The sequence below is a fragment of the Chryseobacterium sp. FW101-FHT12H09 genome (genome assembly GCF_058790395.1).
In genome coordinates this window covers 1,111,658-1,131,947 of the sequence record NZ_JBYTCP010000001.1, presented here as the reverse complement: position 1 = coordinate 1,131,947, position 20,290 = coordinate 1,111,658, and the positions used below count along the sequence as shown (strand labels likewise).

Annotated in this window: 19 protein-coding genes and 1 pseudogene; 6 read left to right on the top strand and 14 right to left on the bottom strand. The window is 34.0% G+C overall.

The genetic code is table 11. The features are described from left to right. Positions 1–5: 5 nt before the first annotated feature. Entirely contained in the window at positions 6–884 is an 879-nt protein-coding gene (locus tag AC3WRL_RS05205; protein ID WP_214833016.1) for a NifU family protein, read from the bottom strand. 153 nt (positions 885–1,037) lie between these two features. On the opposite strand from AC3WRL_RS05205, the gene AC3WRL_RS05200 reads away from it, so the two are divergent. Continuing rightward, positions 1,038–1,553 carry a gamma carbonic anhydrase family protein gene (locus AC3WRL_RS05200; RefSeq protein ID WP_214833014.1) on the top strand — a complete coding sequence of 172 codons (516 nt, stop codon included), beginning with the start codon at positions 1,038–1,040 and terminating at the stop codon, positions 1,551–1,553. A 72-nt stretch (positions 1,554–1,625) separates the two neighbouring features. Here AC3WRL_RS05200 and AC3WRL_RS05195 read toward each other — a convergent pair whose 3' ends face one another. Continuing rightward, positions 1,626–2,072, bottom strand: coding sequence for a hypothetical protein (locus AC3WRL_RS05195; RefSeq protein ID WP_261511077.1), 447 nt, complete (start codon positions 2,070–2,072; stop codon positions 1,626–1,628). A gap of 82 nt (positions 2,073–2,154) precedes the next feature. Between AC3WRL_RS05195 and AC3WRL_RS05190 the strand changes: the two genes are divergently transcribed. Then, positions 2,155–4,281, top strand: a complete 2,127-nt coding sequence (locus AC3WRL_RS05190; RefSeq protein WP_214833010.1) for a helix-turn-helix domain-containing protein — start codon at positions 2,155–2,157, stop codon at positions 4,279–4,281. A gap of 42 nt (positions 4,282–4,323) precedes the next feature. On the opposite strand, the gene AC3WRL_RS05185 is transcribed toward AC3WRL_RS05190, so the two are convergent. Continuing rightward, entirely contained in the window at positions 4,324–5,157 is an 834-nt protein-coding gene (locus tag AC3WRL_RS05185) for a M12 family metallopeptidase (RefSeq protein ID WP_492329860.1), read from the bottom strand. A gap of 438 nt (positions 5,158–5,595) precedes the next feature. On the opposite strand from AC3WRL_RS05185, the gene AC3WRL_RS05180 reads away from it, so the two are divergent. Continuing rightward, positions 5,596–6,600 (top strand): LLM class flavin-dependent oxidoreductase, encoded by a 1,005-nt coding sequence (locus AC3WRL_RS05180; RefSeq protein WP_492329859.1) that lies wholly within the window; start codon positions 5,596–5,598, stop codon positions 6,598–6,600. Between the two features lie 67 nt (positions 6,601–6,667). Continuing rightward, the gene (ribB, locus tag AC3WRL_RS05175) at positions 6,668–7,789 is read left to right on the top strand and encodes a 3,4-dihydroxy-2-butanone-4-phosphate synthase (protein ID WP_214833004.1); all 1,122 of its coding nucleotides are present in this window, start codon (positions 6,668–6,670) and stop codon (positions 7,787–7,789) included. Between the two features lie 43 nt (positions 7,790–7,832). Here ribB and fmt read toward each other — a convergent pair whose 3' ends face one another. The 5 genes and pseudogenes from fmt to folK all read right to left on the bottom strand — a co-directional run bounded on the left by fmt (position 7,833) and on the right by folK (position 13,942). Further along, positions 7,833–8,780, bottom strand: a complete 948-nt coding sequence (gene fmt / locus AC3WRL_RS05170) for a methionyl-tRNA formyltransferase (protein ID WP_214833002.1) — start codon at positions 8,778–8,780, stop codon at positions 7,833–7,835. 129 nt (positions 8,781–8,909) lie between these two features. Beyond that, on the bottom strand, positions 8,910–10,811 hold the full coding sequence (locus AC3WRL_RS05165) for a RecQ family ATP-dependent DNA helicase (protein WP_492329858.1): 1,902 nt from the start codon (positions 10,809–10,811) through the stop codon (positions 8,910–8,912). Between the two features lie 78 nt (positions 10,812–10,889). Next, positions 10,890–12,341: an OmpA family protein gene (locus AC3WRL_RS05160; protein ID WP_214832998.1), complete on the bottom strand. Its 1,452-nt coding sequence runs from the start codon at positions 12,339–12,341 to the stop codon at positions 10,890–10,892. 59 nt (positions 12,342–12,400) lie between these two features. Then, positions 12,401–13,504, bottom strand: a pseudogene (locus tag AC3WRL_RS05155) (OmpA family protein); the annotation flags it as partial. A gap of 21 nt (positions 13,505–13,525) precedes the next feature. Continuing rightward, positions 13,526–13,942 carry a 2-amino-4-hydroxy-6-hydroxymethyldihydropteridine diphosphokinase gene (gene folK, locus AC3WRL_RS05150; protein WP_214833221.1) on the bottom strand — a complete coding sequence of 139 codons (417 nt, stop codon included), beginning with the start codon at positions 13,940–13,942 and terminating at the stop codon, positions 13,526–13,528. Between the two features lie 19 nt (positions 13,943–13,961). Between folK and sppA the strand changes: the two genes are divergently transcribed. Beyond that, the gene (sppA, locus tag AC3WRL_RS05145; RefSeq protein WP_492329857.1) at positions 13,962–15,716 is read left to right on the top strand and encodes a signal peptide peptidase SppA; all 1,755 of its coding nucleotides are present in this window, start codon (positions 13,962–13,964) and stop codon (positions 15,714–15,716) included. A gap of 73 nt (positions 15,717–15,789) precedes the next feature. Here sppA and AC3WRL_RS05140 read toward each other — a convergent pair whose 3' ends face one another. From AC3WRL_RS05140 to rpmB, 6 genes are all read right to left on the bottom strand, one after another. After that, positions 15,790–16,044, bottom strand: coding sequence for a GlsB/YeaQ/YmgE family stress response membrane protein (locus AC3WRL_RS05140; protein ID WP_214832992.1), 255 nt, complete (start codon positions 16,042–16,044; stop codon positions 15,790–15,792). Between the two features lie 68 nt (positions 16,045–16,112). Continuing rightward, the gene (gene ftsY, locus AC3WRL_RS05135; RefSeq protein WP_492329856.1) at positions 16,113–17,066 is read right to left on the bottom strand and encodes a signal recognition particle-docking protein FtsY; all 954 of its coding nucleotides are present in this window, start codon (positions 17,064–17,066) and stop codon (positions 16,113–16,115) included. Positions 17,067–17,076: 10 nt separating this feature from the next. After that, positions 17,077–17,550 (bottom strand): RidA family protein, encoded by a 474-nt coding sequence (locus tag AC3WRL_RS05130; protein ID WP_214832988.1) that lies wholly within the window; start codon positions 17,548–17,550, stop codon positions 17,077–17,079. Positions 17,551–17,640: 90 nt separating this feature from the next. Then, on the bottom strand, positions 17,641–17,793 hold the full coding sequence (locus AC3WRL_RS05125) for a DUF4295 domain-containing protein (RefSeq protein WP_214832986.1): 153 nt from the start codon (positions 17,791–17,793) through the stop codon (positions 17,641–17,643). A gap of 20 nt (positions 17,794–17,813) precedes the next feature. Next, on the bottom strand, positions 17,814–17,996 hold the full coding sequence (gene rpmG, locus AC3WRL_RS05120) for a 50S ribosomal protein L33 (RefSeq protein ID WP_214832984.1): 183 nt from the start codon (positions 17,994–17,996) through the stop codon (positions 17,814–17,816). A 7-nt stretch (positions 17,997–18,003) separates the two neighbouring features. Continuing rightward, positions 18,004–18,243 (bottom strand): 50S ribosomal protein L28, encoded by a 240-nt coding sequence (rpmB, locus tag AC3WRL_RS05115; RefSeq protein WP_007841810.1) that lies wholly within the window; start codon positions 18,241–18,243, stop codon positions 18,004–18,006. A 238-nt stretch (positions 18,244–18,481) separates the two neighbouring features. On the opposite strand from rpmB, the gene AC3WRL_RS05110 reads away from it, so the two are divergent. After that, entirely contained in the window at positions 18,482–20,194 is a 1,713-nt protein-coding gene (locus tag AC3WRL_RS05110) for a T9SS type A sorting domain-containing protein (protein ID WP_492329855.1), read from the top strand. The last annotated feature ends 96 nt before the right edge of the window (positions 20,195–20,290 follow it).

Genomic DNA, 20,290 nt, shown 5'->3' with positions numbered 1-20,290 from the left:
TAAAATTATCCGTTTACCGCTTCCACTCTTTCGACTAGTTCGGGAACGAATTGTTTTAAAATACTCTCGATTCCATTTTTTAATGTTGCCGTAGAACTTGGACAACCTGAGCAAGCTCCTTGTAAAAGCATTTTTGCAGTTTTATTGGCTTCATCATATTCCATCAAAGAAATTTTTCCACCATCATTTTCTACTGCAGGAGCAACGTATTCATTTAATATATCAGAAATCTTTTGCTCATCATCTGTATAATCTCTGTTGATGATTTTTTCAACCGGATTTTCGTGTGTCTGAGGGGCAAGATTTGAGATTGCACCTCCATTTTGAAGATATTCAGCAATAAGACCACGCACAGCCATCATTACCTGATGCCATTCTACAGAATGATCTCTGGTTACCGCAACGAAATTATCTGAGATAAAAACTTCCTTAGCAAAATCAAATTCTTTAAAAATAGCCTCTGCTAAAGGAACACCCTCTGCTTCAGTTCGGGATTTTACTTCTACAAACCCTTCCAATAATAATTTACTGGAAACGAATTTCATCACATTTGGGTTTGGAGTCATTTCAGCATAGATCTGATACATCTCTTTTTTCTTCTGAAGGTAAATTCTCGGGTTGGCAAGCAATTCATCTTCAATTACATTTTTCAGACTTTCAGTAACATGTTCCCATTCCATAGTATCCTGCTTTGCAATAGCTACAAAATTAGCTGTAATGAAAATTTTTTCTACAAAGGGATAATTAAAAAGTTCCTGAGCTAAAGGAATTTCTGAAATATCTGAACTTCTGTCCAACTCAAGAGACCCTGGAATCAAGTTGTAGTCAGCGACAAATTTCATCACTTTTGGGTTTTCTGTTGGCTCTATAAGTATCTTACGCATTTTTTCTTTAAATTTGAGTTACAAAAATACGCAATTAGAAGTTAGGAGTTAGGAAGAAGAAGTTAGATTTTTGCTATCACTGTAATTTAAAAATAGTGATTGTACCCATTTAATTTTCAAATTAGCTCATTTTCAAAATATCAAATTAAAAATATGGCACTTATAAAAGAACTTTTGGGCAAAGCACCACAAATCGGAGAAAATACTTTTCTGGCAGAAACTGCAACTATTATTGGAGATGTTACCATGGGAAAAGAATGTAGTGTTTGGTATAATGCAGTAATAAGAGGGGATGTTAATTACATTAAAATGGGGGATAAAGTAAATGTTCAGGATAATGTAATGTTGCACTGTACTTATGAGAAGTTTCCTTTAGTGATTGGAAATAATGTTTCAATAGGACATAATGCAATTGTACATGGATGTACTGTTCAGGATAATGTCTTGATAGGAATGGGAGCAATCGTTATGGACGACTGCTTGGTGGAGGAAAATTCCATTATTGGTGCCGGTTCGGTAGTTACTCAGGGAACTCATATTAAATCTGGAGAAGTTTGGGGTGGTGTTCCAGCCAGAAAAATTAAAGATATTTCATCGCAGTTACTTGAAGGAGAAGTAAACAGGATAGCAGATAATTATGTGAAATACTCTTCATGGTATAAAGATTAAAATTTAGTTATATCACTAAAAGCTCTGTCAATTGACAGAGCTTTTTATGATCGGGTTTATATAATATATTTTTTATTGCCCAGCATATATCAGTTCTGCTTTTCCATTATTACATTTTATTCCCTGTGGTTCCGCTACCATTGCACAATCTGAAGTGATGCCATATTTTATGTTGAAGTCAGCCTCTTTTTTATTATAAGCTTCAATTTTAGATAAGATTTCAGTCTCCATTGTTTTAGGATAAGCAATATAAGATTTTGGTCCGCCACAAGCTTTAGAACCTATTGGAGCTGATTTCCAATCATCGGCATTTGTGCATTTTTCTTTGGCAATTTCTGATTCTATAGCTGTTTTTGTTTTTTCCAATTGAACTTCATCGTACTTCTTGCTATTTTCATCTGCCGGTCTCTCTGAAATATCTTTTGGTAAATTATCCGTAACATTTTTTGTTCCGCAAGAAACTAAAGCCAGTGTTATGCATAGTGTTATCACAGAAATTCGAGCGTGTACTTTTCCCATATTAGTTTTTTATTTGAAAAACGAACTCAAAAGTTATGCCATAAGAAGGATTTCAAATTCATTTTCCGTAATTTTGGCAACGATGAACAATCATTTTTTTGACATAATAGAACATACCAACAGAAGTGTTTTCCTTACAGGAAAAGCAGGAACCGGTAAGACAACTTTTCTTAATGACTTTGTAAAAAGAACAAAGAAAAAACACATTGTAATAGCTCCTACAGGAATAGCCGCTATTAATGCGGGTGGTGTTACCATTCATTCTATGTTTGGGTTGCCGTTAAGGACTTTCTTACCCACTACGGAAAGAATAGATAGCAGTTTGGCAAATAATATTGCTGATCTGATGCATCATTTTAAGTATCGAAAAGATAAACTTAAGCTTTTAAGAGAAGTTGAGATCATCATTATTGATGAGGTTTCTATGTTGCGGGCTGATGTTCTGGATATGATGGATTTTTCATTAAGATTTGTAAGAAGGAACAACCAAAGATTTGGAGGTGTTCAGATGTTGTTCATTGGTGATCTTTATCAGCTTCCGCCAGTAGTAAGAGATGAGCATGTTTTGAAACTTTATTATCAATCTCCTTTCTTTTTTGATAGTCATGCGATCAAAGAAATTCCTTTAATTACCATTGAATTGACAAAGGTTTACCGACAGTCTGATCAGGAATTTCTTGAAATTTTAAATGCCATCCGAGACGGTGATGTTGCCAATATCGATTTTGACCATTTAAACGAAAGATATGATCCTGATTTTCAAACAGGGCAGGATTCCTATGTGTACCTGTGTTCCCATAACAGAATGGCAGATGAGATCAATCAACAGAAATTAACAGAAATAAAAGTTGATCCGAGCACTTATGAAGCTAAACTTTTTGGTGAATTTAAAGAAAATCAGTTTCCTAACGAGCAGTTTCTGGAATTGAAGATCGGAGCTCAGGTCATGTTTATAAGAAATGATATTTCTCCGGAGAAAAAATATTTTAACGGAAAACTTGGGGAGATTATTGGTCTTGATGAAAATGAAATTAGGGTTGTTTTAGAAGGAAGTGAAAGAGAAATTGTGGTAAAGAGAGAAGTCTGGGAACAGAAGAAATATTTTCTTGATACCGATAAAAATATTAAAGAAGAGGTTTTAGGAAGTTTTGAACAGTTTCCTATCAAATTGGCTTGGGCTGTAACCATTCATAAAAGTCAGGGTTTGACATTTGATAAAGTGATTATTGACGCTGGAAAAAGTTTTACAGCCGGACAGGTGTATGTTGCTTTATCACGTTGCAGAACGCTGGAGGGGATTATTCTAAAATCTAAAATCACTCCCGAAGTGATATTTAAAGATACACGTATACTACAATTTCAGGGAGATACATTTGCTAATGATCAGGTTGAAACTATTTTAAATAAAGAGAAATACGATTACAGTATTAAAAAAGTGCTTCGTACACTGGATAGTCTTTGGTTTCTTAAAGAGATTGAAGAGTGGAATAACTTATCCATTACCACCAAAAGTATTGACCATGTAAAAACCAATCAGCTTTATCTTCAATTAAAGCATGAGATCGTACAACTTGGAAAGATCTTCGGAAAATTAGAACGTGTCTTAAATCAGAAAATAGATCTTTTTGTCAGTAAGGAAGAGGAGTGGTCTGAGATCGAAAGCAAAGCGAAAGGGGCGGTTAATTTCTTTTTCACTGAAATACGAGACAAGATTTTTAATCCTTTGAAGGAATTTTATGCTGAAATAAAAGGAGCAAAAGGATTAAAACAATATAATGAAGATTTCAGAAACTGGTTGGAAGATATTGAAGAATATTTAAATAGTTTAAAAGAGGTTCATTTATTGGAGACAAAGCTTTTAGATGAAAAAAATGATAAAGAAATTAATTTAAAAATTGCAAAAGTTCCTTCCCAGGTTTTGACGTTTCAATTGTTTGAACAGGGAAAAACCATTGGTGAAATTTCTTTAGAAAGAGGGCTGGTTAAGGAAACGGTAATCGGGCATCTGGCAAAGTTTGCAGAGCAGGGGTTATTGGATATTTCCAGAGTGATTACTTCAGATAAGATCAAAGCTTTTGAAAAAGAATTTTATAAAAAACCACATGAGACACTTACAGAATGGAAAGGTGCTTTACCGAATGATTTTGAGTTTAATGAAATAAGAATTTTGATCAATCATTATAATTACAAAAAGGAAAAGAATTCATAAAAATTCTTTTCCCCAATTATATGATAAACCTTTGGCTGAAAACTAAGGATACATGGTATCGATCGTATTGATATCACCAGTTGTAAATCCGGTTCTATTATATGTAAAGTTTGTGTTATTCGCCCTTTTAATGGTAGGTTGTCCGTTTTTAGAATACGAGTCTGGCCAGTACATCATCACAGAATTAATATTGAATGGACCTATGTCTGTTCCTGAATCATAGATGTCGAAATTATAGGCCTGCCCATTTTGAATATTGTTCCATTGGATACTTACATACTGATCTCTGTCTTTGCGACAATGTTCATGATAAAGTCCTACAGTATGCCCCATTTCATGAATTACTGATCCTAAAGAAATATTTTGATCCAGAGAAATGTTTTGCTTTCCGCCTCTGTATCCAATATGTGCCCATCCATCATATCCTGATGAACTTCCGAAAATAAATTCGACATAGTTGGTCTGATTGGTACGGGGAATCCATTGAGTATTTGTTTTATTATTATACTCATTAACTGCATTAGTGATTTTATTTGCATTTATGGAACCCATATTACTGGCAACGGTATAATAAATTTTGCCCCCTGGCCATCTTGAAGGGCTGGCGCCTCCTTTATTAACTGAATTATCTTCCGTTAACTGCCGGTCCGAAAGAACAATATCTCCCTGGAAAAAATTCATTCCATTCCTTCTCTCATAAGTAATGGCCTGGCCTCCAAACTGTCCTTTTTTAATAAAGGTATTTGTTTGAGGCTCCTCCATAATATCTTCATTGTTCTTATTGCAAGAAGCTAAAGTAAGGGCAATGATAAAACTTACCATGACCGCTTTTTTTGTCAATACTTTCTGAAATAAGTCATTTAAATTTTTGTTCATAATAATACTTTTTAAGTGGTGTTAAAATTTGATCTATTTGAATCTTAAATACAAATTTAATATTTTATTTCTCTTATTGATGAATTATTAGCACTAATAATATGTGGTTTTTAATAATGATTAGCCGATTGTAATAGTTTGAAATGAAAGTGTAAAATAAGATGTGTGTTGAAGATCTTTCCAAAACAAAATAGCTATATACCGGCAAAATTTTTTACATACCCAGCTTTCTAAAATTCATTTACGAAAGATGTACTTAATATTTAAAAATTTTCAATAGTTTTTGCCTGAACTAGGCAATCAGACTTATCAATTACAAAAAGTAACTAATGTGATTTTTATGTTTTAAATTTGTTCGGTTTTTTAAACCTCAAGTTTATATTTATGAAATTGACAAAGGAGATTCTATATCACCTTTAAAAAAATTAACATCTCGATATGAAAAATTTTGAAATATCTGTTTTGGACCTTGCACCAGTAAAACAGGGGAAAAGTATTCATGATAGTTTTCAGGACAGTTTATCTTTAGCAAACTTTACTGAAAATCTTGATTATAAAAGATTCTGGCTTGCCGAACATCATAATATGGAAAGCATTGCCAGTTCCGCTACTTCAGTTCTTATTGGTTTTATTGCCAATGGTACAAAAAAAATAAGAGTAGGTTCCGGGGGAATTATGCTTCCAAATCATAGCTCTCTTGTCATTGCTGAACAATTCGGAACATTGGAATCTCTTTTTCCTGGAAGAATTGATCTTGGTCTTGGGAGAGCACCAGGAACTGATGGTTTGACGGCTCAGGCTTTAGGAAGAAATCCTGCTATTATTAATGAACAATTTCCAAGACAAATTTTAGAACTGCAAAAATACTTTTCTAAAGAAAATTCAAATGCCTTGGTTCGTGCCATTCCGGGAGAAGGTTTAGATATACCTCTTTATATTTTGGGATCTAGTACAGATAGTGCATGGCTGGCTGCAGAACTTGGACTTCCTTATGCTTTTGCGGGACATTTTGCCCCAGAGCAAATGGAAATGGCCTTCAATATTTATAGAGAACATTTCGAACCCTCAAAACAGTTAGATAAACCATATATTTTAGCTTGTGTCAATGGAACTGCCGCTGAAACTTCGGAAGAAGCTCACCAACTATCTACTACATTATTTCAGGCATTCCTTAATATAATAAGAAATGATAGAAAACCTTTTGCTCCGCCCGTCGCTGATATGGATGATGTTTGGTCTCCTATGGAAAAATCGGCTGTATTGCAGAAATTGAGATATAGCTTTATTGGAGATCAGTCAGAAATTGAAGAAAAGTTAAAAAGCTTTCAGGAAAAATTTAATGTAGATGAGCTGATCATCAATTCTCATATTTACGATCATCAAAAAAGACTTGATTCTTATGACATTTTCAGAAAAGCTAAAGACTCTTTAATCAAAGCCTAACAAACCATTTATATTAATTGGGAGATGCTTATTTTTATAAGTATCTTTGCACAAATTTAAAGTAAAAATGTCTGATATTAAATTAAATACTATTCCTGAGGCTATTGATGACCTTAAAAATGGTAAGATAATCATAGTAGTAGATGATGAGAACAGAGAAAATGAAGGTGATTTTCTATGTGCTGCAGAACTTACGACTCCTGAATTGATCAATTTTATGGCGGTTCATGGTAGAGGTCTTATCTGTATGCCGCTTCCTGAAAAAAGATGTGATGAGCTTGGCTTAGATATTATGGTAAGCAGAAGCAGTGATCCAAAAGAAACAGCTTTTACAGTATCTGTTGACCTTTTAGGAAATGGTACTTCTACCGGGATTTCTGCTGGAGACAGAGCGAAGACAATCCTGGCTTTGATGGATGAAAATTCCAAGCCAACTGATTTCATGAGACCAGGGCACATTTTTCCGCTTCGTGCAAAGAAAGGAGGGGTATTAAAAAGAGCCGGACATACAGAAGCTGCAATTGATCTTACTCATTTAGCAGGATTAAAAGAGGGTGGAGTTATTTGTGAAATTATGAATGAAGACGGTACCATGTCTCGTCTTCCTGATTTGTATGCATTCGCTCAAAAGCATGATATGAAAATTGTTTCTATTGAAGATCTAATTCATTATCAGCTTAAAAAAGGAAATCTTGTTGACAGAATTGAAGAGAGAAAGGTAAAAACTCATTACGGGGAATTTGATTTTTTCGCTTTCAGAGAAACATCTAACGAGCAGATTCATTTTGTATTGACAAAAGGAGCTTGGACAGTAGATGAACCTGTATTGGTAAGAGTTCAGTCTTCTGATTCTTATTTTGATGTATTAACGAGATTGAATAATGGGGAAACTCCTTTACTGGAAAAAGTAACCAAAATGATCAATGAAGAAGGAAAAGGAGTTATTATTTTTATAAATAACGTCTCCAATTCTGAAAATACGTTAAAGAAATTACAACAGTTTCTGGATTATCAGGATGGTCAGCAACAACATCCAACATTAGCCTATAATTATAGGGACTATGGTATTGGAACGCAGATTTTGAAAAACCTAGGAATCAATAAATTCAAAGTATTAACTCAGAATCCAGATATAAAACCTCAGGTTGGAGGATACGATGTAGAAGTTACAGAAATGGTTCAATTGTAGAATATTTAATCTACTTTAATAATATAGAAAATGGCTTGAGTAATCAAGCCATTTTTATTTCGTCAAAATTTCTGAAACCATTCAGGAAATCTTTAATAGTCATTCTTTTCTTACCCTCTAACTGAAGCTCTAAAGGTTCATAGATTCCATCTTGGGTATAAATTTTAAAAGTATTTTTAGAAATTTCTAATGTTCCTGGCATCTTATCATGACCTGAAACTTCGAACTTACCCCCAAATATTTTCAATCCTTTATCCTCCTCACCAATTTTTAAGACTGTAAAAGCAGCTGGATAAGGAGACATTCCCAGGATAAACTGATGGACAGTTTTTGAAGGTGTATTCCAATTGATTTTGGTATCTTCTTTAAAAATTTTAAAAGCATTTTTTGGATGCTCAACGTGAGGCTGTGGTCTTTCCTCAATAGAGTTTTCAGCAAGTCCATTCAGTGTAGTAACAACGAGTTCTGAACCTACTATCATTAGTCGGTCATGAAGACTTCCCGCACTTTCATCTTGAAGTATTTCTAATTCTCTCTGAAGCAAAATATTTCCTTCATCTATTTTCTCATTAATAAAGAATGTGGTTACTCCTGTTTTTTCTTCACCATTGATCACTGCGTAATTAATAGGTGCAGCTCCTCTATAATCAGGAAGGAGAGATGCATGAAGATTGAAAGTTCCGATTTTAGGCATTTCAAAAAGAACTTTGGGCATCATCCTAAAGGCAACCACCACAAAAACATCAGCATCAAGGTCTTTTATTTCCTTTAAAAATTCGGGATTCCTTAATTTTTCAGGTTGAAAAACAGTTAAATTATTTTCCTCTGCAAATATTTTTACAGGTGACTGATGAATCTTCTGGCCACGTCCGCTTGCTTTGTCAGCCACGGTTACAACGCCTACGACTTTATGATGTGATTGATGAATGGCTTCTAATGCATTTTTTGCAAACTCTGGAGTGCCTAAAAAAACGACTTTCAATGATTTCATATGACAAAGATAAGGGGTCTTTTAGTAATTGAAAAATTTAATGATTTAAAAATTCGAAATGGAGGTTTAGATTCTATTGAGGATTGGAAATTAAATATTAGTATATCTTATTTGCGCTTTTTACGAAATTTATGCGAGCGAATAGGTTCTAAAGTTCAACATTTTTACTTTTCCCAAATCTAAAAGATAGATGAGGTTCTCTAAAATATTCTCTTTTGAATGATAACTTAGTTGGATGGAAAGCTCTTCTATAGTTGATGGTTTTTTAGCTAGTAATGAAATAAGGTGAGTAGAAATATTCTTTCCGAAAATGGTTTGCTTATTTTTTTCACAAACAGAACACTGTCCACATGTCTTAGAATTCTTTTCCCCAAAATAAGACAAAATAAGCTTCATTTTACAATAGTCATTATTTTCGACATAGAATTTCATCTCCTCCCATTTCTGGATTTTATTTCTTTGAATATGTTCAAATAACTTCCAATATGCACCATTAATAGTTCTTTCATCTCTTGGTTTTAGAAATTTAATGCTTGATAAAGCTCCGTCTACATATTCAAGATAGTTCTTCTGTTGAAGTTCTTTAAGGCGTTCTTTTATTAATGGAATTCCTACTCCAATCTTATTGCTTACGTTTTGCTCACTGAACATTACCTTATGTGTTGTGATTCCAGAAACAGTACGAAGCATTAGCTCAATAAAATAAGCATCTTTTTTGGGAAGTTGCTCTATTTCATCTGCCTGCATAAGGAGTTCCAAAGAAGACAGGCTTTTATTATCATTAAAATAGATGATTTCCTGGTTATGCAGAAAGTTCAGAACATTTTTGATCTTTGCTATCGATAATTTGGTGAAATTTTGAATTCCGTTGATATTTAATTGAAACACTTTTTCAGGAAGCTCATATTCTGCAACCTGGAAAATAGAGTAGACATACGTGATGATCCTGAGGAACTCTGATTTATTAGGAATCTGATTTTTTAAGATCTGTTCAAAATTGGCGATCTCCTGCTTGTTCCAGAGTAAAAAAGCAAAACTATCCTGTCCATCTCTTCCGGCTCTACCTATTTCCTGATAATAATTTTCCAGTGATGGTGAGGGAGAGTAGTGGACAACAAAACGTACATTATCTTTATCGATACCCATACCAAAAGCATTGGTTGAAATCAGAACATAATTATTACTGGTATTCCATAGATTCTGTTTTGCATTTTTTTCCTTAGTAGTTAATCCAGCATGAAAGTAATCAACATTTTTCAGTTGATTTTTATGTAAAAATTCAGTTAGTAATTCCGCTTCTTTTCTTGTACGGACATATATAATTCCCGAGCTATTACTGTATTTCAAAATATCAAAGACACGCTGATATTTATCGGAAACCTCTTCGGTGAAGATTCTGATATTCTCTCTCTTAAAACTCTTTTGAAAAACTACCGGATTTTTGAGCTCAAGTTTAGTTTTTATTTCTTCCAGAACTTTTGGAGTAGCCGTAGCGGTTAGAGCTAAGCACGGAATGTCTGGATTATTTTTTCTAAATTCTTTTATGTTTTGATAGGATGGACGAAAATCCTGACCCCATTCGGAAATACAATGTGCTTCATCCACGGCAATAAAGGACAGCTGTATCTCTTCCATATTTTGGAGGAACTGGCGGTTAGTTAATCTTTCAGGAGATATATAAAGTAATTTGGTCAAACTGTCTTTGCACCGGTTAAAAATGACTTCAGCATCATAATCATCGAGCTCCGATGAAAGATATTCTGCTTCGATTCCTCTAAACTTAAGTTGATTGACCTGATCTTTCATTAATGCGAGCAATGGCGAAATCACCAGGCATACTCCTTCTCTGAATAAAGCGGGAAGCTGATAGCACAGTGATTTTCCTGCTCCTGTAGGAAGCAGTACCAATGTGTCCTTTTCGTTGATAATGGAATTAATAATTTCTTCCTGAGAATCTCTGAAACTATCATAACCCCAAAAGTATTTCAGGGTTTTATATTTTAACTGGTCAAAATCGTTGGAAGAAATCATGGTATAAAAATAAGGAAAGTATTATAACAAAAAAAGTCACGCGAAGCGTGACTTTTATATAATTGAATAAATAGTTTATTATTTAGCCTCAAAGTAAACTCTTCTGTTTGCTCTGTTTTTCCATTCAGGACATTTAGTAGCAGGTTCACATTCAGGATATTTAAGATCTTTCTCTCCTTTACCTATAGCGTTTAATTTACCTGTCTGAACACCATTTTTGATTAAGTAATTCTTAACGTTATTAGCTCTTCTTTCAGATAATTTTTGGTTATAAGCATCAGTTCCTCTTGTATCTGTTGCTCCAACTACGCTGTAAGAACCAGTTGAAGAATTGATATAAGTAACTGCATTGTTAAGGATAGGAGTATTTGAAGGTAAAATTCTATCAGAATTTAAATCAAATTCAATTCCTTCTAAAGTTCTTTCTTCTTCTTTTACAGGCCCTGTCGTTGCTGTAGGACAACCGTTGTTTTCAACAGGTCCAGGAACAGTAACACATTTGTCGTAAAGATCAATTACACCGTCCAAGTCAGTGTCAAGGGCAACACCTGCACCGTCAACTCTTGCACCAGCAGGAGTATCAAGTTGTCTGTCCCAATCGTCACAAACTCCATCGTTATCAGCATCTCCTTTTTTACAAACTTCGATATCTTGGTTTTTGTTAGCTAAAACATCCAGTTTATAATAGATCTCCTGCAATGGGTCATGCCACATTAAGTGAGATTCGTGTTTTCCTAATTTTAAAGAAACCCCTAAAGTAGCATTGAAGAAGTTATCAGATGTGTTTTCCTCACGTTGGTTAATTGCACTGTATTGTGCACCACCACCGTCGAATGTATCATCACCGGTAACCACATACATTACTCTACCTTCGATATCAAGACGTCTATTCACTTTGAATTTAAGACCTGCACCTGCCTGACCGAATAAAGAATTAAATTTGAAAGGTTTGATTTCAGTCATTAATCTTTGATTATTCGAAGCATCTTTTAGATATGCTCTGTAGGCTAAAGTACCAATACCTGCATAACCGTGAAGTGCCCATCTATAAGTTGAATGATTATCTACTCTTCTTAATAAATTAGAGAAGTTAACATCTCCTAAGATAGAGATCGCATCATATTGAGTTCTCGCTCCAAGTCTGTCTCTTACAGCTAAATCTGTAGGAGCAGAGTTTTTTGAGTTGAAGAATCCCTGTCTGGTTTCCCCTCTGTCATATTGTAAGTTAATACCAAAAGCATGGGTAATTGCTTTATCAATACTCACATATGCAGAATATCCAAAAAGATTTTTACCATTACCATTTTTGATAGATGTTAAATCCGCTGATTGCATCAATGGTACACCGGCACCAAACGAAATTGCCCAATCATTAAATCTTTTAGATTTTTGCGTAAAAGGCGAAACATTAGCAGAACCGGAAGAAAATGTATTAGGATATTCTCCATTTGAAACTGCCGTAGAGTCTTGTGCAAAAGAAGCTGTTGGTACAGCCAGTGCTAATGCTACAATTGCTAAACTTAATTTCATAGTGTATTTTTTTATTTAGTTAATTAAATGATTTATTTTTTTCAGAATGATTACTTTCCTGTTGGGCAACCGTTATTTTCAGCTGGTCCCGGAACTGTAACACATTTGTCATACAAGTCAATAACTCCATCAAGGTCCATGTCTAATGCAACACCAGCTCCATCTACTCTTGCACCAGCAGGAGTATTAAGTTCTCTGTCCCAATCATCACAAACTCCGTCGTTATCGTTGTCTCCTTTTTCACAAACTACAAGATCAGTTGTAGCTTTTTCAAGTTCACCTGTTCTATAATAAGCCTCTTGTAAAGGATCATGCCATGCTAAATGAGACATATGCTTTCCTAATTTGAAAGATACCCCTAAGTTTACAGTCCACATATTATCAGATCTTGATTTGTTGATCATATTATACTTAGACACTGTAGAAGCAGGATCGTAATCAGCAGGACCTGCATTACCACCACCATCAAATTCATCATCACCGCTTAAGATATACATTGTTCTTGCTTCAATATCAATAAGTTTCGAAACATTATACTTTAAACCAAATCCAAATTGGTAGAAAATAGAATTAATATCGAAATCCTGTTTGATAAATAAAGGAACTCTTCTAGGAGCATTACTCCATCTGAACTCATTGTTGTCGTGTAAGGATGTATTATATCCCATAACACCAATTCCTCCATACCCATGGAATGCCCATCTGTATGGAGAGTGATTATCAACTCTTCTTAATAGATTCGAAAAATTTACATCACCTAATAAAGCTACCTGGTCGTATCTTGTGTTGGCTACACCTACACCAGCGGCTGCACCTGCAGCACCATCTAATTTAGCTTTTTGATTAGTTTCTCCTCTTTGGTAAATTAAACTAACACCGAAAACGTGAGAGATCTGTTTATCCAAACTGATATATGCATTATATCCCCAATTGATCTTTCCATCATAAAATGAAGTAAGATCAGCATGTGACATAAATGCAGCACCACCACCGATTGAAATAGACCAATCGTTAAATCTTCTTGCCTTATTGTCAAAAGGCTGAACATTAGCGGAACCCGAAGAGAATGTATTAGGGTATTTGTCCGACGAATTTACTGTAGTACTGTCCTGAGCATAAGTAGCAATAGGCAGCGCGGCCAATAATAATAAACCTAATTTCATACAATATGTTTTATGTTTTATTTAAATAAAATCTTTTAATAATATTCTGGAAAAATCCCTTTCAAAAAGATGTTTTAAATGTGGGATTTCCAATCTTTCTGATATAAATTTTAACTCATCATATTTAACGATATCAATGTCAATAATACGGTCATTGTAACCTCCTAATGCTTTTGAATCGTTAACTCTTCCCATTTCAAATTCAATACTTTTAACAAAATCAAGTAGTTGAATAGGCGAAAGATGTGTGCATATTATTGTTGCAATATTACAAAAAATATTAGAACTAACAAACTCTACGGGCTCAGATGTTAAAAAAACGCTAATATTTAACATTTCAATTCCACCCGATTTTAACATTTCAAGAGCCTGTTCTATATTTTTTTTTCCATCCCCAAGGTTACTCCCTAGTAACAAAACGACCTTATGTTGCGACATATTAAAAAATGATTGATATATGAAAAGTTTTTTTAAAAATGTTTTAGCAAATATAGTGGCTATTGTCATACTATGTGCTGTATTTTTCTTCTTTTTTATCATAATGCTGGTGTTTAGTTCTATGAGTAGTGATAAATCGGTAGTGGTAAAAAAGAACTCTGTTTTAACTATAAATTTAAAGACCATTATAATTGATAGTCCTACAGAAGAGCAAACTGGAATATTTAATATCAGCAATCAGAACAAAAGCATTTTAATATATGAGGCGTTAGAAGCAATTGAAAAAGCTAAAACGGATGATAATATTAAAGGAATAAGCATTGAAGCTGATGATCTTAATGCAGGTATCACTCAGATTGATGATTTAAGAAATGCAATTCAGGATTTTAAGAAAAGTGGAAAGTTTGTATATGCATACGGAAATGCAGCTTCACAAATTTCTTATTATCTGGGGTCTGTTGCTGACAAATATTTCCTTAATCCATCTGGAATGATAGAGTTGAAGGGATTAGCTACAGAGGTTACTTTCTTCAAAGATTTTGCTGATAAATATGGAATTGGAATTGAGGTAATTCGTCATGGTAAGTTTAAATCAGCAGTAGAACCTTTTTTACGAAATGATATTTCGCCTGAAAATAAGGAGCAGCTTAGTACGCTTTTAAATGATATCTGGAAGAACACATCAACAAAAATTGCAACTTCCAGAAAAATTGATTCTACACAGTTCAGAACTATTGTGGACAGTTTGTATGGGATGATTCCTGAACAAAGTTTAAAATATAGACTTGCAGATAAGTTGATTCAGAAAACAGAATATGATGAGCTTATTAAATCTAAATTAAGCCTGACAGAAAAGGATAAACTGAATAAAATTTCACTTGGTAAGTATATCAATTCTTATTCTGATGAAGATAAATCAGGTGATAAGATTGCTGTATTGTATGCATCAGGATCCATTAATAATGGGGATGGGTATAATGAAATTTATTCTGAGAAATATATTAAGTATATCAGAGATCTTCAGGAAAATGATAAAGTAAAAGCTGTTGTATTCAGAATTAATTCTCCCGGAGGAAGCGCTAATGCTTCAGATGAGATTTTGTTTGAACTTCAGCAATTAAAAAAGAAAAAACCTCTTATTGTTTCTTTTGGTGATTATGCTGCATCAGGTGGTTATTATATTGCTATGGCTGCAGATAAAATTTATTCAGAACCTAATACATTAACTGGATCCATAGGTGTTTTTGGTGTAATACCTTATTATAAAGATATTGCCAATAAAAATGGAATCCGTTCAGATATTGTTGCTACGAATGCCAACTCCCAATATTATTCGGGGTTAAATGGGGTAACACCTTACGGCGTGAGTATGATCACAAGAAGTGTTGAAGGAACGTATAAGAGATTCGTACATTTTGTTACACAAAATAGAAAACAGACTTTTGAACAGATTGATAGTGTAGGTGGAGGTAGAGTATGGAGTGGTACACGAGCTAAACAAATTGGTTTGGTAGATGAACTTGGAACATTAAATGATGCAGTGAAATTTGCAGCACAAAAAGCAGGATTGAAATCTTATAATGTAGCTTCATATCCAAAGAAAATGTCTCCATTTGAACAAATCTTCAAGGATTTAAATGAAGATGATATTTCTGCCAGAGTTATTAAAAGTAAAATAGGAAAGGCTAATTACGAAATCTTACAACAGATTACCGATGAGAAATTAAGATCTGAGGTAAAAATGGAAATGCCTTATCAAATAAAGATCAACTAAATTATATATATTGTTTTAAAAAAAGACCGGCTTGAATTTCAAGTCGGTCTTTTTAATTTTGATAAATATTTTTTTAGCTTTTCTTCGAGGCCATTCCAAATATCCAAAGGACAATAAGGGCACCACCTACCGCTAATAGCATGCTTCTAAAGTCGAAATTTTCAACTGTTCCCCAGCCGATTAAACTTCCAACAAATCCTCCTACGAAAGCTCCAACGATTCCTAATATGATAGTCATTAACCAACCACCACCTTGTGTTCCAGGCATAATAAGTTTTGCAATTGCACCTGCGATAAGACCGAAAATGATCCAAGTTAAAATTCCCATAGTTCTAAATTTTTAATTGTTAATATACATGAATTGTGTTTGTAAACTCAAGGAGAATATGATATAAATCATCTCTTCTTGAAGAATGAGTCAACAAATTCCGTACCATTAAACAATTGCAAATCCTGCATTTTCTCTCCAACCCCTATGTATTTGACAGGAATTTGAAACTGATCAGAGATGCCAATTACCACACCTCCTTTGGCAGTTCCATCTAGTTTCGTAACTGCTAAAGCATTTACTTCTGTAGCTGCTGTGAACTGTTTTGCCTGTTCGAAAGCATTCTGTCCTGTAGAACCGTCTAGAACCAATAAGATCTCATGAGGAGCGTCTGGAATAACCTTTTGCATCACTCTTTTGATCTTTGAAAGTTCATTCATTAAATTTATTTTATTATGAAGCCTTCCTGCTGTATCAATGATTACAACATCAGCTCCTTGGGCAACTGCACTCTGAACAGTATCGAAAGCAACAGATGCAGGATCTGAACCCATTTCTTGTTTAACAATGGGTACACCAACTCTTTCACTCCAGATTGTTAATTGATCTACAGCTGCAGCTCTAAAGGTATCTCCAGCACCAAGTACTACTTTTTTACCTTCGGATTTAAATTGGTGGGCTAATTTTCCTATAGTTGTTGTTTTTCCTACTCCGTTTACACCAACCACCATTATTACATAAGGCTTTTTGGTGGAATCTATATTACCGGTTCCTGCATGAGGGTTTTCTAATAATAATTTGGAAATTTCTTCACGGAGGATATTATCGAGTTCACTTACATTGACGTATTTATCTTTCGCAACACGCTCTTCAATCCTTTCGATAATTTTGATAGTAGTAGACGCACCTACATCCGATGCAATAAGTATTTCTTCAAGATCATCAAGCACTTCGTCATCTACCGTGCTTTTACCGACTACGGCTTTTGTTATTTTTTCGAAGAAACCCTGACTGGATTTTTCCAATCCTTTGTCTAAAGTTTCTTTTTCTTCTTTTTTGAAAATATTTTTAAACCAACTCATAGTTCCGTTCTTATTTATTTTTTTTAATCACTGCAGTGGCTTCTACTTCAATAAGCACGTCATCTCGGAAGAGTTTACTTACTTCTATAAGACTGCTCACAGGAGGATTCTGGAGATTGATATACCGATCTCTGATTTTTCTAAAATCTGGTGTTTTGGAAATATCGGTAACAAAAATCCCAAGCTTTACAATATCTTTTCCTGTCCCGCCATATTCTTTTAAAATAATCTCAATATTTTTAAAGATCTGCTCTGTTTGCTTTTCTACGTTATCAGTCCCTACTAAATTACCTTTAGCATCTAAAGGAATCTGTCCTGATAAAAGGATCATATTAGAACTTCCACAATCTATGCTTACAGATTGCGAGAGACCTTTTATAGTGAAAACTTTTTCTGTGTTTTTATATTCTATACTATTCATTGTGCTTTGGCCAAATGAAAACAGAAACATTGACGTAAAAACCAGAACAGCAATCTTTTTCATATTAAATTGATTAAAGCATCTGGTGAGCAAAGATAACAAAAAAACTACCCAAAATATGAGTAGTTTTTATATTGTAAATAAAGTATGAGATTATTTTTTCAAATAAACATCAACTTCGTCTGCATTCATTACTTTTTCTTCGAAAACGTAAGCACCTGATTTAGATGACTTCACCATTTTCACAACTTTAGTCATTTTTTTTGACTGACCGCTTTGTAGGGTTGCTACTACTTTTTTTGCCATGGTAAATTATATTTTATAAATTACTTGATTTCTTTATGAAGAGTATATTTCTTAAGAACCGGATTGAACTTTTTAAGCTCTAATCTTTCTGTTGTGTTCTTTTTATTTTTAGTAGAAATGTATCTAGACATTCCTGCCATACCGCTTTCTTTGTGCTCTGTACATTCAAGAATTACTTGAACTCTATTTCCTTTTTTTGCCATGATTCAATTACTTTTTAATCAATCCGTTTCTTACAGCTCTTTCTAGAGCTTCTTCGATTCCAATCTTGTTAATCACTCTCAATCCATGAGCTGATACTTTCAGTGTTACGTGCTTATCTTGCTCCGGAAGGTAAAACTTCTTCTCCAATAAGTTAATTTCAAAACGACGCTTCGTTTTGTTATTAGCGTGAGAAACGTTGTTACCAACCATTGCACGCTTTCCTGTTATTTGGCAAATTCTTGACATATCTCGATGTTCTTATTTGTATAATATTTGAGGTTGCAAAATAACGAAGAATTTTTTAGATAGGCAAATCTTTTATAAAATATTTGCAAATAACCTCTTGATTAATAATATTGAAGATTGTCCATATAATACTGTATTACTGGTGTGGAGCGAGAACTGATAAATTTCATGTAAAGATAATTAAGAGCGATAAATTAATCTTATATCTTTGTTTTTAATTAATCTAAATAAAAATAATATGAAGAAGGTCTATGTTTTATTGTCTATGTTACCAATTGGTATAATGGCGCAAAATTTTTCTGAAGTTCAGACGGATATGAAAAATTTCTATTATTCTGCAAGTGATGTAGGTCATGTTGATAACAATGGATTTCAGGATATAGTCATTAATGGAGCTGTAGATACAGATGGTGATGGGAGTGCAGATACATCATTTAATGAAGTCTATAAAAATAATGGAAGCACGCTGACTCTGTATGCAGATTTGGGTATGGATGCTACACATTTGGGGGATATTAAATTTATCGATTATAATAATGATGGTCTTGCTGATATTATTTCTACAGGATTGAGTTATATAGATATTGTTAATTATAAGCATTACCGGTTTAGAAATACAGGTTCAGGATTTGTAAAAGAAGCTGAGCTGCCGGGGAAGATTTATGGTTCCATGGAGATTTTTGATTTTAATCATGATGGATTGCAGGATTATGCAATTAATGGAACCCAGTATATTGATGGAACAGGTTTCGTTAATAAACTAGACTATTATCAGAATTCAGCTGTAGGATTTCAACTATTTCAAGGATGGATGGAAGGGACTCAAAACAGTAGTTTTAAAATGGCAGATCTGAACAATGATCATCTTCTGGATATGGTTATTTTAGGGTACGATGTCAATACCAATCCGATTTTTAGAGTTTATTTAAATAATTCCGGAACGCTTACATTATCGCAAACACTTCTTCCTCTTGCAAGTGGAAAAATTGAGTTTGCTGATTTTAATGCGGATGGCTATCAAGATATCGTTGTGGCGGCTCAGGATGAAAATTTTGCTGGGTATCTGGGGATATTAATGAATGATGGAACCGGTCATCTTAATATTCAGCAGGTGAATGTTCCTGAAATATCAGAACCCGCTCTTGCTGTAGGGGATATGAATAATGATGGATATTACGATTTTATAGTGTCTGGAAATGATGATAATAATGATGCGCTTGTTAAGGTGTTTTTATTTAATTCGGCTAATCAGACATTTACTGAAAATACAACTACAGGTTTGCATAGTTTAGGAGGCCCTGGTTTTGTGCATTTACTTGACTATAACAATGATCATCATCTCGATGTTTTATTGTCCGGATTTGATTGGGCAGATCCGGGAATGCCTTCATTAACTAAAATCTTCAAAAATGTTTCTACAGAAACAAATTTAAAGCCTGCGCCTCCTACAAACCTTAGTCTTACAAAAAACGGAAACCGATTTAATTTCTCATGGACTGGTGCTACTGACGATAAAACACCGGTCACTGCTTTGAGCTATGAAATTACGGTAGGAAAGACCCCTGGAGCTTATGATATTGCTAAATATATTGTGACAACACCTTCCTGGTTTTTAGATCTTGATTCTTCGGTGCAGAATGTATATTGGAGTGTAAGATCAATAGATGCTTCTAAAGCATATTCTGATCGTTCTACTGAAGCTACTTTGGGAACTCAGAACATCATTAAGGAACGTGATTTTATGATATATCCGAATCCTGCTTCTGAGAAAGTATTTATAAAAGGAGAGGAAGTAACTGATGTTGAAATGTATTCAATAGATGGTAAAAAACTAAGTATTGATATGAGTGCTGATCACTCTCTCAATGTGTCTCATCTAATTAAAGGAGTTTATCTTCTGAAAGTAAAAATAAAAGACCAATGGACCACCAGAAAACTCATCATTAAATAATTGAACGTTTATCAATGAGAAAAACCAGATGTCCAGCTGGTTTTTCTCTTTTATTGTTTGTATTTTTTTGTGTCGGATCTTCTTGTAATAAACGAA